17 protein-coding genes are annotated in these 16,324 nt (G+C 65.9%); 8 read left to right on the forward strand and 9 right to left on the reverse strand.

Annotated features, from left to right (window positions below):
* Window positions 1-95: 95 nt before the first annotated feature.
* From C6W92_RS01645 to C6W92_RS01680, 8 genes are read left to right on the forward strand one after another with little or no spacing between them, the layout of a single operon-like run.
* The gene (locus tag C6W92_RS01645; protein WP_129431339.1) at window positions 96-2,279 is read left to right on the forward strand and encodes a NosR/NirI family protein; all 2,184 of its coding nucleotides are present in this window, start codon (window positions 96-98) and stop codon (window positions 2,277-2,279) included.
* On the forward strand, window positions 2,279-4,186 hold the full coding sequence (gene nosZ / locus C6W92_RS01650; protein ID WP_129431340.1) for a TAT-dependent nitrous-oxide reductase: 1,908 nt from the start codon (window positions 2,279-2,281) through the stop codon (window positions 4,184-4,186). The genes C6W92_RS01645 and nosZ overlap by 1 nt, the downstream gene beginning before the upstream one ends.
* Window positions 4,187-4,189: 3 nt before the next feature.
* A complete protein-coding gene (locus C6W92_RS01655) occupies window positions 4,190-5,464 on the forward strand; it encodes a nitrous oxide reductase family maturation protein NosD (protein WP_129431341.1) in 1,275 nt (424 codons plus the stop codon).
* Window positions 5,451-6,356 (forward strand): ABC transporter ATP-binding protein, encoded by a 906-nt coding sequence (locus tag C6W92_RS01660; RefSeq protein ID WP_129431342.1) that lies wholly within the window; start codon window positions 5,451-5,453, stop codon window positions 6,354-6,356. The genes C6W92_RS01655 and C6W92_RS01660 overlap by 14 nt, the downstream gene beginning before the upstream one ends.
* Complete coding sequence (locus C6W92_RS01665) at window positions 6,356-7,177, forward strand: ABC transporter permease subunit (protein ID WP_129431490.1); 822 nt, start codon at window positions 6,356-6,358, stop codon at window positions 7,175-7,177. The genes C6W92_RS01660 and C6W92_RS01665 overlap by 1 nt, the downstream gene beginning before the upstream one ends.
* The gene (locus tag C6W92_RS01670) at window positions 7,174-7,686 is read left to right on the forward strand and encodes a nitrous oxide reductase accessory protein NosL (protein WP_129431343.1); all 513 of its coding nucleotides are present in this window, start codon (window positions 7,174-7,176) and stop codon (window positions 7,684-7,686) included. Before C6W92_RS01665 ends, C6W92_RS01670 begins: the two co-directional genes overlap by 4 nt.
* Complete coding sequence (locus C6W92_RS01675) at window positions 7,683-8,570, forward strand: FAD:protein FMN transferase (RefSeq protein ID WP_129431344.1); 888 nt, start codon at window positions 7,683-7,685, stop codon at window positions 8,568-8,570. Before C6W92_RS01670 ends, C6W92_RS01675 begins: the two co-directional genes overlap by 4 nt.
* A 30-nt stretch (window positions 8,571-8,600) precedes the next feature.
* Entirely contained in the window at window positions 8,601-8,978 is a 378-nt protein-coding gene (locus C6W92_RS01680) for a cytochrome c family protein (protein ID WP_129431345.1), read from the forward strand.
* Window positions 8,979-9,033: 55 nt separating this feature from the next.
* Here C6W92_RS01680 and C6W92_RS01685 read toward each other — a convergent pair whose 3' ends face one another.
* The 9 genes from C6W92_RS01685 to cobA all read right to left on the reverse strand — a co-directional run bounded on the left by C6W92_RS01685 (window position 9,034) and on the right by cobA (window position 16,266).
* Entirely contained in the window at window positions 9,034-9,267 is a 234-nt protein-coding gene (locus C6W92_RS01685) for a hypothetical protein (RefSeq protein ID WP_129431346.1), read from the reverse strand.
* Window positions 9,268-9,274: 7 nt separating this feature from the next.
* Window positions 9,275-10,822, reverse strand: coding sequence for a nitrite reductase (locus C6W92_RS01690; RefSeq protein WP_129431347.1), 1,548 nt, complete (start codon window positions 10,820-10,822; stop codon window positions 9,275-9,277).
* A complete protein-coding gene (gene nirJ, locus C6W92_RS01695) occupies window positions 10,797-12,014 on the reverse strand; it encodes a heme d1 biosynthesis radical SAM protein NirJ (RefSeq protein WP_129431348.1) in 1,218 nt (405 codons plus the stop codon). Before nirJ ends, C6W92_RS01690 begins: the two co-directional genes overlap by 26 nt.
* On the reverse strand, window positions 12,014-12,505 hold the full coding sequence (locus C6W92_RS01700; protein ID WP_129431349.1) for an AsnC family transcriptional regulator: 492 nt from the start codon (window positions 12,503-12,505) through the stop codon (window positions 12,014-12,016). The genes nirJ and C6W92_RS01700 overlap by 1 nt, the downstream gene beginning before the upstream one ends.
* Complete coding sequence (locus C6W92_RS01705) at window positions 12,502-12,951, reverse strand: AsnC family transcriptional regulator (protein WP_129431350.1); 450 nt, start codon at window positions 12,949-12,951, stop codon at window positions 12,502-12,504. Before C6W92_RS01705 ends, C6W92_RS01700 begins: the two co-directional genes overlap by 4 nt.
* A complete protein-coding gene (locus C6W92_RS01710) occupies window positions 12,948-13,937 on the reverse strand; it encodes an AsnC family transcriptional regulator (RefSeq protein ID WP_129431351.1) in 990 nt (329 codons plus the stop codon). The genes C6W92_RS01705 and C6W92_RS01710 overlap by 4 nt, the downstream gene beginning before the upstream one ends.
* A gap of 4 nt (window positions 13,938-13,941) precedes the next feature.
* A complete protein-coding gene (locus C6W92_RS01715; RefSeq protein WP_129431491.1) occupies window positions 13,942-15,045 on the reverse strand; it encodes a cytochrome D1 domain-containing protein in 1,104 nt (367 codons plus the stop codon).
* Between the two features lie 161 nt (window positions 15,046-15,206).
* Window positions 15,207-15,506, reverse strand: coding sequence for a cytochrome c (locus C6W92_RS01720; RefSeq protein ID WP_129431352.1), 300 nt, complete (start codon window positions 15,504-15,506; stop codon window positions 15,207-15,209).
* Window positions 15,499-16,266: a uroporphyrinogen-III C-methyltransferase gene (cobA, locus tag C6W92_RS01725; protein WP_104018198.1), complete on the reverse strand. Its 768-nt coding sequence runs from the start codon at window positions 16,264-16,266 to the stop codon at window positions 15,499-15,501. Before cobA ends, C6W92_RS01720 begins: the two co-directional genes overlap by 8 nt.
* Between the last annotated feature and the right edge of the window lie 58 nt (window positions 16,267-16,324).

The raw sequence follows: 16,324 nt of genomic DNA on the forward strand, positions 1-16,324 counted from the left end.
CGCGCCGCTGTGATGTGCGACCCTTGACTTTGGTCAACGCGGTCCTCAGCCTCATCACATAGCTCCAGCCCAAGCAATCTGATCGCCGGGGTCTCATGGTCGCGCATCTCATCTATCGTCTTGTCCTGGCCCTCGGTCTTGCCCTGTCCGCTATGGCGGCGCAGTCGCAGGAGGGGGCACAGCTTGGCCGCTTTCTGCCTGATCTCGATCCCGCCACGTTGGTCGATGGGGCCGACGGCTTTGGCGCGCTGCGCGAAGACGTGCCCGTCGCCCCGGTATTGCGGAACGGCGAGACGGTGGCGTGGGCCTTCCTTACATCGGATTTCGCAGGCACTACCGGCTATTCGGGCAAGCCAATCCACGTTGTCGCAGCGATCGACGATGATGCGGTCGTGACCGGTGCGGCGCTGGTCGAGCATTCCGAGCCCATCGTGCTTATCGGCATCCCCGAATCCAAGATGCGCCGCGTGATCGAGGGCTATGCCGGGCTAGACCTCAAGGCCGAGGCTGCGGAGGCGGGCACGGCGCACGATCTCGACATCATCTCGGGGGCGACGGTCACGGTGATGGTGATCGACGACAGCCTCGTGCGCGGCGGGCTCAAGGTGGCGCGTGCTCTGGGGCTGGGGGGCCTCTCGCCGGTGGTGCGGGCGGGGCCCGCGCGCGAGTTGAAGTCCGGCGAGGGCACGGTCGAGGACTGGCAGGTGCTGGCCGGCGACGGATCGGTACGGGGGCTGACGCTGGACGTGGGGCAAGTCAACCGCGCCTTTGCCGAGAGCGGCGATGACCGTGCTGTCGCACGGCCCGAGAAGGGCCCGGACGAGGCCACCTTCATCGACATGCGCGCCGCCTTGGTCAGCGTGCCCACCATCGGGCGCAGCCTGCTGGGCGAGAACGAATACGCCAACCTGCAAGGCTGGCTGAACGAGGGCGACCACGCGCTGCTCGTCGCCGGGCGCGGGCGCTATTCCTTCAAGGGGTCGGGGTATGTGCGAGGTGGCATCTTCGACCGGATACAGCTTATCCAGGGGGATCGCTCGGTGCGGTTCTTCGACCGCGATCACCGGCGGCTGGGTGAGATCGCGGCGGATGGCGCACCGAGTTTCACCGAACTCGACATATTCCGCATCCCCGCCGACAGCGGCTTTGATCCGGCAGAGCCGTGGCGCCTGCAACTGCTGGTGCAGCGGGCCGTGGGCGCGGTGGAAAAGACCTTCGTCACGTTCGACCTCGGCTACCGCCTGCCCGAGCGCTACCTCGCGCCGCTGGCCCCCGCGCCGCGAATCAACGCCCCCGATGAAGAGGCCGCCGCCAAGGCTGCGCTGTGGCAGCGCATCTGGCGCGACAAGACGCCCGAGATCGCGGTGCTGGCGGTGATGCTGACGGTGCTTACCGGTGCGTTCTTCTTCCAGATGCAGATCACCGCCCACCCGCGCGCCTACCTGTGGTTTCGCATGTCGTTCCTCACCGTCACGCTGGTGTTCCTCGGCTGGTATGCGAATGCGCAACTGTCGGTCGTGAACCTGATGGCACTGGCCGGATCGCTGCGCGAGGGGTTTACTTGGGACGCGTTCCTGATGGACCCGCTGGTGTTCATCCAGTGGTTCGCGGTGGCCGCGGCGCTGATTTTCTGGGGACGGGGGGCCTATTGCGGCTGGCTGTGCCCATTCGGCGCGCTGCAAGAGCTGACCAACCGGGTCGCGCGGCTGCTGAAGGTGCCGCAATGGACGCTGCCCTGGGGTCTGCATGAGCGGCTCTGGCCGGTGAAGTACATGATCTTCCTCGGTCTGTTCGGCGTCTCGCTCGCCTCGATGCCGATGGCCGAGAAACTGGCCGAGGTGGAGCCCTTCAAGACCGCGATCATCCTCAAATTCGTGCGCGACTGGCCCTTCGTGGTCTTTGCCGTGGTGCTCTTGGTGATCGGGCTGTTCATCGAGCGGTTCTACTGCCGCTATCTCTGCCCGTTGGGCGCGGCGCTGGCGATCCCGGCGCGGATGCGGATGTTCGACTGGCTCAAGCGCTACCGCGAATGCGGCAGCCCGTGCCAGACCTGCGCCCATGAATGCCCGGTGCAGGCGATCCACCCCACGGGCGAGATCAACCCCAACGAATGCGTCAACTGCCTGCACTGCCAGGTGCTCTACCAGTCTGACGTGAAATGCCCGGTAATCATCCGGCAACTGAAACGCCGCGCGAAGGATCGCGCGGCGCAGGAGGCCGATGGAGGTGCGCTGGAGCGCCTCGTCAGCCCCAAGACAGCGGGAAAGGAGACCCACTAATGTCTGACGACAAAACACAGATGAAACTGAGCCGGCGGGGCATGCTGGGGGCCACCGCCACCGGCGCGCTCGCGGTCACCACCGGCGGTGCGGGCCTGTTCGCCAGTGCGCCGATGGCGCAGGCGGCGGGCAAGGTCAATCTCGCCCCTGGCGAGCTGGACGAGTATTACGGCTTCTGGTCCTCGGGCCAGACCGGAGAGATGCGCATCCTCGGATTTCCGTCCATGCGCGAGCTGATGCGCGTGCCGGTGTTCAACCGCTGCTCGGCTACCGGCTGGGGCCAGACCAACGAAAGCCTCAAGGTGCTGACCGAGGGGTTGACCGAGGAAACCAAGGCGTTCCTCGCCAAGCGCGGCAAGGTCACCTATGATAACGGCGACCTGCACCACCCGCACATGTCCTTTACCGACGGGACCTATGACGGTCGCTACCTGTTCATGAACGACAAGGCCAACACCCGCGTGGCGCGGGTGCGTTGCGACGTGATGAAATGCGACAAGATCATCGAGATCCCCAATACCGGTGATATTCACGGGCTGCGCCCGCAGAAATACCCGCGTACCGGCTATGTCTTTGCCAATGGCGAGCATGAAATGCCGATCGTCAACGATGGCACGATCCTCGATCAGCCCGAGGAATACGTGAACATCTTTACCGCCATCGACGGTGACACGATGGAAATCGCGTGGCAGGTGATGGTGTCGGGCAACCTTGATAACTGCGATGCCGATTATCAGGGCAAGTATGCCTTCTCGACCTCGTACAACTCGGAAATGGGGATGAACCTCGCCGAGATGACCGAGAGCGAGATGGACCATTGCGTGATCTTTAACATCAAGGAGATCGAGAAGGGTATCGCGGCGGGTGATTACACAGAGTACAGCGGCGTGAAGGTGATCGACGGCCGAAAGGGACGCAACAAGAACTATACCCGCTACGTGCCAGTCCCCAACAGCCCGCATGGCTGCAACACCGCGCCGGACGGGCGCCACGTGGTCATCAATGGCAAGCTGTCTCCGACCTGCTCGGTGATCGACGTGACCAAGGTCGATGCGCTTTTTACCGACAATGCCGACGAACGCTCCTGCATCGTGGCGGAACCGGAACTGGGCCTTGGGCCGCTTCATACCGCCTTCGACGGCAAGGGTATGGCCTATACGACGCTGTTCCTCGACAGCCAGATCGTGAAATGGGACATCGAGAAGGCCGTGCGCGCCTATGCCGGCGAGGACGTGGACCCGATCGTGACCAAGACCGACGTGATGTACCAGCCCGGTCACAACCACACCTCGATGGGAGAGACCAAAGAGGCAGATGGCAAGTGGCTGATCTCGCTTAATAAGTTCTCCAAGGATCGGTTCATAAATGTCGGGCCGCTCAAGCCCGAGAACGAGCAGCTTCTGGACATCACGCAGGATGACATGCCGGTCGTTCATGATGGCCCGACCTTTGCCGAGCCGCATGACTGCGTCATCGTGCGTCGCGATATCGTAAACCCGGTGAATGTCTGGGATCGCAACGATCCGACGTGGGAAGAGGCGCGCAAGCAGGCCGAGGCCGATGGCGTGGTGCTGGAGGACGGCCACCCCGAGCCGATCCGCGACGGCAACAAGGTGCGCATCTACATGTGGTCCATAGCCCCGACCTTCTCGATGGAGAAGTTCACCGTGCGGCAGGGCGACGAGGTGACGATCTACGTCACCAATCTCGACGATATCGACGACGTGACCCACGGGCTGACCATCTCGAACCACGGGGTGGCGATGGAGATCGCGCCGCAAGCCACCGCCTCGGTCACCTTCACCGCCGACCGTCCGGGCGTGCACTGGTTCTACTGCCAGTGGTTCTGCCACGCGCTCCATATGGAGATGCGCGGCCGGATGCTGGTCGAGCCGCGGGGCGCCTGAGCCATGCGGCGCCTTGCCGATATCCTGCTGGCGCTTTGCCTGATCCTGCCCGGGGGCGCCCGGGCAGAGATCGGTGACGTGCCGGCGGCGGATGGGGCGCTGGCGCAGGCCGTGCAAGGGGCCAAGGCGGGGGATATTCTCCGCCTTGGCCCGGGCCGCCATCGCGGCGGCATAGAGATTGACAAACCGCTGACCCTCGATTGCGCGCCGGGCGCGCGGATTGACGGTGGCGGGCAGGGCTCTGTCATCAAGGTGACGGCGCCCGACGTGACGATCACCGGCTGTGCCATCACCGGATCGGGCAGCGATCACGAATCTCTCGACAGCGGTATTCGCCTGTTGAAAGGGGCGGATGAGGCCCGTGTGACGGGCAATCGCCTGACCGGCAACCTCTACGGCGTGGATATCCACGGCGCGCGCGACGCGCTGGTCGCACGCAACGTGATCGAGGGACGGCAAGACCACCGGATGAACGAACGCGGCAACGGTGTCTATGTCTGGAACGCGCCCGGCGCCCGGGTCATCGGCAACGATGTCCGCTGGGGCCGCGACGGCATCTTTGTCAACACGTCGCATTCCAACGACTTTGTCGGAAACCGTTTCCGCGACCTGCGCTTTGCGGTGCACTATATGTATGCCAACCGCTCGGAAGTGCGCGGCAACCTCTCCATCGGCAACGGCCTTGGCTTTGCCGTGATGTATTCGCGGGGTGTGAAGATCATCGACAACGTCTCGGTGAACGATGCCGAGCACGGGGTGATGCTCAATTATACCAATGGTTCGGAGGTGCGGGGCAATTTGGTTCTGGGCGGCGGTACAAAATGCCTGTTCATCTATAATGCCCACAAGAACGAGATCACCGGCAACCGCTTCGAGCGCTGCGACATCGGCGTGCATTTTACCGCCGGTTCCGAGCGTAACAGGATTACCGGCAACGCCTTTGTCGGAAACCGCACGCAGGTAAAATACGTGGGCTCCACCTGGGTGGACTGGAGCGAAGGCGGGCGCGGCAATTACTGGTCCGATTTCGCGGGCTATGACCTCGACGGCGACGGCGTCGCCGATGCGCCCTACCGGCCCAATGACAGCATGGATCACATCCTGTGGACGCAACCGGCGGCCAAGCTGCTATTGGGCGCGCCGGCCGTGCAACTGGTGAAATGGGCGCAATCGGCGTTTCCGGCGCTGTTGCCGGGTGGCGTGGTGGACCGTGCGCCAATGATGCAGCCGGTGGAGATTTCCATCCCGGACTGGGAGCTGAAACATGACGGATCGTGACACGGCGCTGGCCATCGCGGGGCTGGACAAGAGCTTTGGGCGCACGCAGGTGCTCGGGGGTATCACGCTCGATGTGGCCCCGGGCGAGCGGGTGGCGCTTCTGGGTCATAACGGCGCGGGCAAATCCACGCTCATCAAGATGATCCTCGGGTTGATCCGGCCCGGTGCGGGCAGCATCCGCGTGGCCGGTCATGCGCCTGGCAGTGCGGCGGCGCGCGCCGCCACCGCCTACCTGCCCGAGCAGGTGGCGTTTCACAGATCGCTGACGGGGCGCGAGCAACTGACCATGTTCGCGCGGCTGGCGGGCGAACATCCGAAAACCGTCGCGCCGCTGCTTGAACGGGTCGGGCTGGCCCCCGCTGCCGACGGTCGCATCGGGACATATTCCAAGGGGATGCGGCAGCGGCTGGGGCTGGCACAAGCGCTTCTCGGCCGCCGCCGCGTGGCGCTTTTGGACGAGCCGACGAGCGGCCTCGACCCGATCTCGCGCCACGATCTGTACGCCGTTATCGACGAGATGGCGGCGAACGGCACCGCGCTCCTGATCGCGAGCCATGCGCTCACCGAGCTGGAGGCGCGCACCGACCGCATCGCGATCATGGCCAAGGGGCGGCTGGTGGCGGATGACAGCCTTGGCAACCTCGCGCGCGCAGCCGCGCTGCCCACGCGCATCCGCCTCACGGCGCGCGAGGGCGCGGCAGAGGCGGTGCAGGCCGAGCTTGGCGGGCGGCGCGTCAATGGCCGCGCCGTTGAGTTGGACTGCACGACCGAGCAGAAGATGGCGCAGCTCGCGCGTATCTCGGGGCTGGGTGAAGCGGTCCGCGATGTAGAGATGGTGCCACCGAGCCTGGAGGACCTCTATCGACACTATTGCGGGGAGAACAGGCAATGATCACCCGGATCATGGCTATCGCGGCGACCGAATTCCGCATTCAGACGCGCAACCGCTGGCTGGCGTCGGCCACGGTGCTGATGACGCTCTTCGCGCTGGCGCTGACCTTTGCCGGATCGGCGCCCACCGGATCGCTGGGGGTGGATTTGCTGACGGTCTCGGTCGCTTCGATGACGACGCTCGCGGTATACCTCGCGCCCTTCCTCGCGCTGATGATCGCCTTCGACGCCATCGCGGGAGAGGCGGAGCGCGGCACGCTGGGGCTCACGCTCACCTACCCGCTCAGCCGCGGCGAAATGCTGCTGGGCAAGTTCGCGGCGCATCTTGCGGTGCTGGCCATCGCCATCGCGCTCGGCCTCGGCTCTGCCGGGGTCGCGGCCTGGCTCGCGGGGGGCGCGGGACCGGCGAGCGTGCAGGCGCTCGCGCGGCTCATCGCCACGGCGATCCTGCTGGGGGCCTGCTTCCTTGCGCTGGGCTATGTCGCCTCGGCGCTGTCGGGTAGCGGCGCTGGGGCCGCTGGGCTGGCGGTGGCGCTGTGGCTGGTGCTGGTGGTGCTCTACGATCTCGGGCTGCTCGGCGCGCTGGTGATGGATGCGGGGGGCGGGTTTACCAAACACGTCTTCCCGTGGCTTCTGGCGCTAAACCCGGCGGACGCGTTCCGGCTGTGGAATGTCTCGGCGGCGCAGGAGGTGGCGTTGGTGTCCGGTATGGCGGGCGCGGGCGAGGTTCTGCCCGGCTGGGCTGCGCCACTGTCGCTCTTGTTGTGGCCGGTATTGGCGCTTGCGCTGGCGCGGACGGTATTTGAGAGGGTCGAGCCATGAGGCATCTTGCCGTGATCGCAATGCTGGTCCTGGCCGCCTGCCAGGAAGAAGAGGCGCGCGCCCCCGACCCCGTCACCATGACCAGCGATGCGCTGGGCCATTTCTGCATGATGCAGCTCGACCAGCACCCCGGCCCCAAGGCGCAGATCCACCTCGCCGGATTGCCCGATCCGATTTTCTTCAGCCAGGTGCGCGACGCGCTGGCCTATCTGAAGGGGCCCGAGCGCGATGCCGAGATCCGTGCCGTCTATGTCAGCGACATGGGTCGTGCTCCGAGCTGGGATGCGCCCGGAATCGACAACTGGACCGAGGCCGCCACTGCGCATTTCGTGGTAGGCGCGGACGTCACCGGAGGCATGGGTGCGCCCGAGATCGTGCCGTTTTCGGACGCCGCAGCGGCGCGTGCGTTTGCTGCCGACAAGGGCGGCGAGGTGATGACGCTCGACGCCATCCCGCCCGAGACCGTGCTCGCCCCCGTAGACATCGTGCTGGAGGAGACCCGGACATGACCCTGACCCGCCGCCGTTTCCTGAGCATTTCCGCGGCCGCGCTGGCCGCGCCCTCTGCCGCCGTCGCAGGCCAGAACGCCCGCTGGAATGGCGTCGCACTGGGGGCACCGGCCACGATGATCCTCGCGGGTGTCACCTCGCTGGAGGCGCGCCCGATCTTTGCCGCGCTGGAGGCCGAGTTGCGGCGGTTGGAGCGGATATTCAGCCTCTACCGCGACGACAGCGCACTGGTGCGGCTCAATACGGATGGTCGTCTCGACGCGCCCCCGCCCGAGCTGTTGGAGGTGCTCGCATTGGCGGGCGCGATCCATGACGCGACCGGCGGCGCGTTTGATCCGTCGGTGCAACCGCTCTGGCAGGCGCGCGCAGCGGGCCGGGAAGAGACCGCGGCGCAGTCGCGCGTAGGCTGGCAGTCCGTGCGGTTCGACGCTGGAACCGTGCGGTTCGACCGCCCCGGCATGGCGCTTACCCTGAACGGCATCGCGCAGGGCTATGTCTCCGACCGCATCGCCGATCTTCTGAAATCGCGCGGGTTCGGCGATGTGCTGGTGGATATCGGCGAGGTCGTGGCGCGCGGACGGCGCGCAGACGGCGCGGCGTGGCGCGCGGGCATCGCCGACCCGGATCGCCGGTTGGTTGAGCGTGTTACGCTGCGCGACCGCGCGTTGGCCACCTCTGCGCCGATGGGCACGGTCATGCCGGGCGGGCGGGGCCATATCATCGACCCTTCTGGCCGCGCACCGCGCCATGCACTGGTCAGCGTTTCCGCCCGTCGGGCATCTGTCGCCGATGGCCTTTCGACTGCGCTTTGCCTGCTGGATGAGGGTGCGGCCCGGCGCGCCGTGGCCCGGTTCGCAGGAGCGCGGATCGAGGTATTCACCTGAAAGATCAGCAACCAAGCAAAGGAAAACACCATGAAAAAGAAACTCGTGACCGCAATTCTCGCACTGGCCGTGGCGGCCCCGGCATGGGCCGAGGGCGACCCGGAGGCCGGCGAAAAGGTATTCCGGAAGTGCAAGGCCTGTCACATGGTGGGCGAGGGCGCCAAGAACCGCGTCGGTCCCGTGCTCAACGGTGTCGTGGGCGGGCCGGTCGCATCTGTCGAGGGGTTCAAGTATTCCGACGTGTTCCAGGAAATGGCGGCCGAGGACGCGGTCTGGACCGAAGAGGAACTGGCTGCCTTCCTCGACAGCCCGCGCAAATATGCCAAGGGCACCAAGATGGCCTTTCCCGGCCTGCGCAAGGAAGAGGAGATCGCCGACGTGATCGCCTATCTCGCGACGTTCGAGTAACCGGCTCTGCGCGATGTACAAGGGCCGCCTCGCCACATGTGCGGGGCGGCCCGCCTCATTTCCGGCCTTCTGCTTCGTCGATCAGCCCCCGGACCCAGAGCGTCACCCACCAGTTGGCTGGCAGGCCAAGCGGCAGACAGAGCCACAGGGCGGTCACCGGCGTCAGGGCGGGCCATCCTACCGCCTGCCACATCAGCGCCAGCATGAAGAGATTGATCGCCACCGCCAGCGCGGTGAACGGGTAGAGCAGCAGGTAAAGCCGCAGGGGCGGGCGCTTGGGCGTGGACATGGCCGGGCTAATGGCTGGTGCCTTCGGAGAACGTGATCTTGTTGTATACATTGTATTTTCCCGAGGGTTTGCGCATCGCAAGGCGGGTTACCTCCTCCAGCGTCTCGGCGTCGTAGACGATCACCGCGCCATTCTCTTCCCAGACCGAGACAAGCGCGTGGTTGCCGTCGCGGGTGAACTCTACATGCGCCACCGTGGCGCCCGGCACCGGGCGCAGGGTGCGCACGATCTCGAGGCTCTGCTTGTCGATGACGTGCATCGCGTCGCGGTTGGGGCCAAAGAACACGTCGGCCCAGAAATAGCGCGTGTTCTCGTGGCTGCGCAGGAAGAAGCCCGGGCCGTCGGTCTTGATGGTATCGGTCACGGTCCAGCTTTCGGTGTCGATGATCGAGAGCTTACCCTCCTTCAGGTGCGGTGTGGCCATGACCCGGCGACCGTCCCGCTCCCATGAAATGCCCGATCCCAGATGCGGCATCCCCGGCAGAGGCAGATCTGCGATCTCGCGGCCCACGTTGAGATTGACCACCACGCCACGCCCGGTATCGCGCGCAGCCCCGATCAGGTGGCGATAATCGTCGGCAAAGAAGAAATCGTCGAGTGGTGCGCTCAACATGATCCGCCGCCGCGCGAAAAGGCCCTGAGACGAGGGCAGCGCCTCGATCATGTCCTTGCGGCGGCTGTGGACAAAGCCCTCGTAGACGGGGTCGGCCTCGGGGTCGGTGGCGACCTCCCAGATCTCCGCCACGTCCTTGAGCGCGAGGATGAAGCTGTCGCGTTGCGGTGCCTGATAGACCGCCGAAACGCGGCTCGCCGTGCCGTCCTTGCCCGTGACGGCCATCACCTTCACAACGCTCAGGTCATCGGTATCGAGGATCGTCAGCGTCATCGGCAGGTAATTGGCCACCGCGAGCCACTTGCCGTCCCGGCTCATCGCGATGTTGCGGCTGTTGAGGCCCGCGCGCACGCGGCCCACCTGATGCAGCGACCAGATATCGTATTTCTGCACCCAGCCATCGCGCGACATGATGAAGACATAGCGCCCGTCAGGCGAAAATTTCGGGCCGCCATGCACGGCAAAGGGCGTCTGGAATCGGTCGAGTACCTTGAACGTGTCCCCATCCAGAACGCTGACATGATGGTCGCCCGTCTCCACCACCAGCGTGATGTTGAGGGGGTCGGCGTCGAATGCCGGGGTCTCGGCAGGGGTGTACTCGGGGTCGAACCAGCGTGTCGCCGCGATCTCGGTCAGGCCCCATTCCGGCACCTCGGCCAGCGGTTTGCGCAGCCAGTCGGCCAGCGCTGCGATGCCGCCTTCGCCGATTTGACCGGCAAAAGCTGGCATCTGCGAGGCCGCGCGCCCGCTGGAGATCACTTGGGTCAGGTCGGGACCGCGCATCCGCCCCAGTGTCTCGGGGATGAGCGCGGGCCCAAGGCCGCCCAGCCGATCCGCCCCGTGGCATGCGGCGCAATGGGCGTCGTAGGTCTCTGCCGGTTCTGCGAGTGCCATGCCGGCGGCGAGGGTCAACGCGCTAGTGGAAACGATGAGCCGGATCATGTCGCTTGCCTCTGAAGGGGGTGACGGCCAGGCGGTCGCCCGCGTCGCGCACGCCGATCTCTTCGTCATCAAGGTAACAGGCCGGGTCCTCGGCCCAGGGATCGCCGGTCAGTTGCAGTGCGCGGATACGGGTATTGCCGCCGCAGACCGACTGATGGGCGCAGGCCCCGCAGCGCCCCTTGAGCGGGCGCGGACGGCGGCGCAGTTGCGCCAGCATCGGGTCGTCGCCGGTCCACAGATCGGAGAAGCGCGCGGTCTTCACGTTCCCCACGGTGTAGTCCGACCAGTAGGTATCGGGATGCACACGTCCCAGCGTGTCGATATTGGCCACGCCGAGGCCAGAGGAATTGCCGCCCCAGGCCTCAAGATGGGCGTGCAGATGCGCCACGCGGTCGGGGGTGAAGTGACGCTCGGCCCAGCGCAGCAGATAGACGGCGTCGGCATCGTTGTTGCCAGTCACGATATCGAGCGGCGCGCTGTCCGCCGCAGCCACCCAGGCGCGGTCGATCAACGCGTCGAGGGCGGCACGGGTATGGGCGTGCACCGCATCCTCCCCCCGGTTCTTGTCACCACGCCCGGCATAGACGAGGTGCGAGAGGTAGAACTTGTCCACCCCCTCGTCATCGCAAAGCTGTAGCAAGTCAGGCAATTGGGTCGCGTTGTCCCGCGTCAGCGTGAACCGCAGCCCCACCTTGATGCCGCGCTTTTTGCATTCGCGCACCCCGCGCAATGCGTCGGCAAAGGCACCATCCACGCCGCGAAACCAGTCATTGGTCTTGCCGATCCCGTCGATGGAAATGCCGACATAGTCAAAGCCGACCTCGGCCACGCGATCCGCCGTCTCGCCATGGATCTGCGTCCCGTTGGTCGACAACGCCAGCATCCGCACCTTGTCGCGTGCCGCGTGCGCGATCTCGAACAGGTCCCGTCTGTCGAGCGGTTCGCCCCCCGACAGAATCAGTGCGGGGATCCCGAAATCGCCCAGATCGTCGAGCGTCGCCATGGCCTGCGCATGGGTCAGCTCGCCGGGGAAATCCACGTTTGCGGAGACCGTGTAGCAATGCCGGCATTTCAGGTTACAGCGCCGGGTAAGGTTCCAGATCACCACCGGCCTGACCTCGGCCGCGCCACGCCTTGGGCGCACGGGGGTGGGGGTCACCAGTTGGTGCATATACTCGGTCAGGCGAAACATTACGTGTCTCCTTCGGGCCGTAGCCGCAGCCCCGTCTTCTTCAGAATCCGGGTCGAATAGAGGATGTCATGGCCGCGACAGGCCGCACCCAGTAGCGCGGCGATGCGCCCACGCTTCTCCTCGACCTCGGCGCGGCTCTCCGCGTGGATCATGGCGAACAGGTTATAGGGCCAGTCTGGCAGGGCGCGGGGTCGCTCGTAGCAGTGGCTGACGAAATCCAATGCGCCGACTCGCATGCCCAGCGCTGCCACTGCCGCATCCTCGACATCCCAGACCGACATGCCATTGGCCACCATCCCCAAGGCATAATGATTGGGAGCCGCCGCGATACGACGGATCACGTCGCGCTCCTGCATGGCATGCAGGCGGTCGCAGAGCGTGGCCACGCTCAGCCCCAACTCCGCCGCGATGGCAGCATAGGGCTCGGGTACCAGCGGCAGCCCGCCCTGCGTGGCGGCGATGATGCGGCGATCTGTGGCGTCGATGCTCATGCGGCTATCCTGAACCCGATGAAGAATTCCCGGCGTTTCGGGAAACGGAGCACGCGCAGCCCTGTTTCCCGCTCGATCGACATGGCCACGTCCTCGATTTCTGCTTCCGTTTCCGTGGCCAGCACGAACCACATATTGAGCCGGTGATCGCGTTGATAATTGTGCGCGACCTCTGGCCGGGCATTGACTTTTGTCAGCGCGCATTCGAAATCCGCATCCGGCACCGCCATGGCGCATAGGCAAAACGCACCCCCCATTGCCTCGGCGTCGTAGAACGGGCCAAAGCGAGTGATGATCCGGTCCGCTTTCAATCGTTCGAGCCGCGCCAGCAGGCTGGCCTCGTTCAACCCCAGTTCCTGCGCCACGACGCGAAAGGGTTCGGGGGTGATCGGAAATCCCTCCTGTAGTCGGTTCAGGATCGCCCGGTCGGTGGCGTCGAGGGTCATGCCGGGCTCCTTTCGCGGGTCACGAGCGCGCCGGTCTGCTTGAAGCAATGGCTTGAAAACAACGCCAGGTGCGGCACGTCCTGAAGCTCGGGGCGCCGTGCCGCCGCCTCCAGCGTTTCCAGCGCTTCGGCCCGGCTGCGAGCGTGAATCATGGAATAGAGCCGGTAAGGCCAGACCCCTGCCACCGGCCTGCGTTCGTAGCACAGGGTCACGCCCGGTTGGGCCGCAAGAACCGGCCCGGCGCGCGTGACTGCGTCATGCGGCATGTCCCAGACAACCATAGCATTGGATCGCCAGCCAAGCGCGCGGTGACGCACGATCACGCCGAGGCGGGCAATGATCCGCGCCGCCGACAGTGCCCGGACGCGTGCGATCACCTCGTCCATGCTCAGCCCCAGCGCGTCACCGACACGGGCATAGGGGCGCTCGATCAGCGGCAGGCCGCGCGCCAGCGCCTGCACGATCTCGCGGTCGCCGGGCTGTAGGACTGACACATCGGGTGGCGGTGCGGCCGGCCTCACGCAGGCCTCGCCGCGCAGGGAAAATCCCAGATCGAGGTTGAAGGGTCGCACCAGCGGGAGGTTGAGCACGCGCAGCCCGCTGCGCTGCCCAATTCGGGTCAGTGTGGCCTCCACATGGGTGCGGTCCGGACCGGTGACGACGAACCACAGGTTCCAGGAATTCTCGCGCAGGTAGGAATGGTTCACTCCCGGCTCCGCCCCGATCAGCGCTGCCACCTCCTCGATCCGGTCCTCGGGCGCCGCCACGACAGCGAGCGTGCTGGCCGCGATCGTGCCCGGCGCGACGGTGGCCCCGACCCGGGTGATCTGTCCGGCCGCCTGCTTGGCCCGCAGCCGAGCGATCACATCCGCCTCCGAGGTGCCCAGGTGCTGTGCCAGCGCGGCAAAGGGCCGCGCGTCGATCGGGAAATCGCGCTGCCAGTCATCCAGTAACGCACGGTCGATGGGATCTGCGAAACAGCGCATCGCTCTAGAGCCCCGTCTTGTGCGCGCGGGCGGTAAAGAAGATGCCCGATGGGTTCTCGGCAGCGATCTCACGCAGTTTCTCGAAGCTCTGCGTGTCGTAGACCATGATCTTGCCGGCATCGCGCACCGACAGCCATACCTCGTGGCCGCGCGCGGTGAACTCCATGTGCAGCACACCAGGGCCAGGTTTGAACGTGCGGATGACCTGCTTGGTCAGCGTGTCGATCACCTGGATGGTGTCGTTATTCGGGTGGGCAAAATTCACCCAGACATGGCGACCATCGGGCCGAGCCATCGCGAACACCGGCTGGCCGTAGACGGCGGTGCGCCCGCTTTCCTCGAGGCTGCGTGCATCGACCCAGAGCACTTCGTGCTGGCCCATCGCGGGCAAGGCGAACTCGTGCCCGGCAAGCGCCCAGCCCTCCAGATGCGGCATCTTGTAGACCGGCAGCCCCTCACGCCCCCGTGCATAGCCAGGCAGTATCGGGCGCGGCGTGGGGCTGTCCTGCCAGAGGTCGAGCGCGGTCAGGTGATCCTCGCCGAAGAGTCCGGCGATATAGGTCCGCCCGTCGCCCGTGACGAGTGCGTCGTAAGGATTGCTTCCCATGCCGCTGATTCTGGTGATCTGCAGGGCGTCGCCGCTGAGATCGGCGATCCATGTCTCGCCCTTGTCCCACAGCGAGAAGACGAAGCGCGTACCGGGGATGTCCACCAGCCCGATGGTCTTGGAGCCGGTGGGGATGTCGGCCACCATTTCCAGCGTGTCGGCGTCGAACACCCGCACGCCGCCCGGCTCGTAATTCGACACGGCGACATAACGGCCATCGTCCGATATTGCCCCGCCGATGGAATTGCCCGCCTGCATCACGCGCGCCACGACGCGTCGTTCGAGGATATCAACCTTCGTGAGTCCGCCATCGCGGCCAAAGACATAGGCAAAGCGCTGGTCGGGCGAATAGACGAGGCTCGCGTGGCTCAGATCGCCCAGGCCTTCGATTCGTGCCAGCCGCGCGCGCTCGGACTGGTCCACCACCAGGAGCGATCCGCTCGCGCGCTCCACCACCAGGCCGAGATCGCCCGTGGCTTGCGCCTGCGCGCCCGTGGCCATGGCAGTGCACAACACGACGGTCACCGCGTTCAGCAGGTGTCGGAAATGGGTACTTTTGCCAAGAAGAAGCGCAGGGCCGGTTTCATCTTTCTCCAGATACTCCGGGGGAGTCGCCCGCCGGGCGACGGAGGTAGCGCCCCCGAACAAGCGTCGGAACCGGGTCATTCGGCATCTCCGTTCAGCAGATACTCGGCAATCCACCTTGCATCCTCCTCGCTTAGCAGCGGGCGCCAGGGCGGCATCGGCGTGCCGGGGACGCCGTCGAGGATGACAGCGGCGAGGCTCTCGTCGTCGTGATGCCCAAGGGCCCGTGCGCGGATATCCGGCCCCAACCCTCCGCGGAGCGTCAGCCCGTGGCATGAGCCGCAATCCTGCCGCACCAGGCGTTCGAGCGCCGCGGCGTCCTGATCGGCGAACGCCGGCGTCGCGGCCAACGCCAGTATCAGCGCCGCCCTATTCACCGGCCATCACCTGCGGCAAGTCGGCCGGCAGCGGGACGTCATGGTAGAGCGACACCACGTGTCCGAGGACGAAAAGCACCGGCGCGGCCATCAAGCGAGCGGCCATGTCGGTGCCGATCCGGTCGAGCCGCGAGAGTACTCGTGCCTCGCGCGGGGTCGTGGCATTGGCGACTGCCAGCACCGGCAAGGTTCCCGGCAGGCCCGCGCGCATCAGGTTGAGCGCGATCTCGGCGATATTGGCGGCCCCCATGTAGATCACCAGCGTGGTGTCCTCGCAGGCCAGGCTCTTCCAATCCAGATCGAGTCGCGCGTCGCGGGCGCGGTGACCGGTCACGTAACGCACGCCGGTCGCGAGCCCGCGATGGGTGAGCGGAACGCCGGTCGCCGCCGCCATGCCCTGCGCGGCGGTTATGCCGGGGGCATACTCCACCTCGATACCGTGGGCGGCGAGATAGGCGGCCTCTTCCGAGCCGCGCCCGAAGATCAGCGGGTCGCCGCCCTTTAGCCGGGCAACGGTCAGGCCCTCGCAAGCAAGCTCGCACAGGATCTCGTTGATGCGTTCCTGCGGCACGGTATGGCATTTGGGCGCCTTGCCTACCGGCACCATCCGGGCATCTGTCGGAGCGAGGGCGAGGATTTCCGGCGAGACCAGCCGATCATAGACCACTGCGCCGGCGGTTTGCAGCATCCTGCGCGCACGCACCGTCATCAGGTCTGCCGCGCCGGGGCCTGCGCCGATCAGATAAACCTTGCCTGTCATTGTCCTGGCTCCTCGGCTTGGCTCGGGGTTCATTCGGGAAAGGTGCCGGGGACCCGCT

This window comes from Roseovarius sp. A46, from assembly GCF_004126395.1.
Taxonomy (GTDB): domain Bacteria; phylum Pseudomonadota; class Alphaproteobacteria; order Rhodobacterales; family Rhodobacteraceae; genus Roseovarius; species Roseovarius nitratireducens.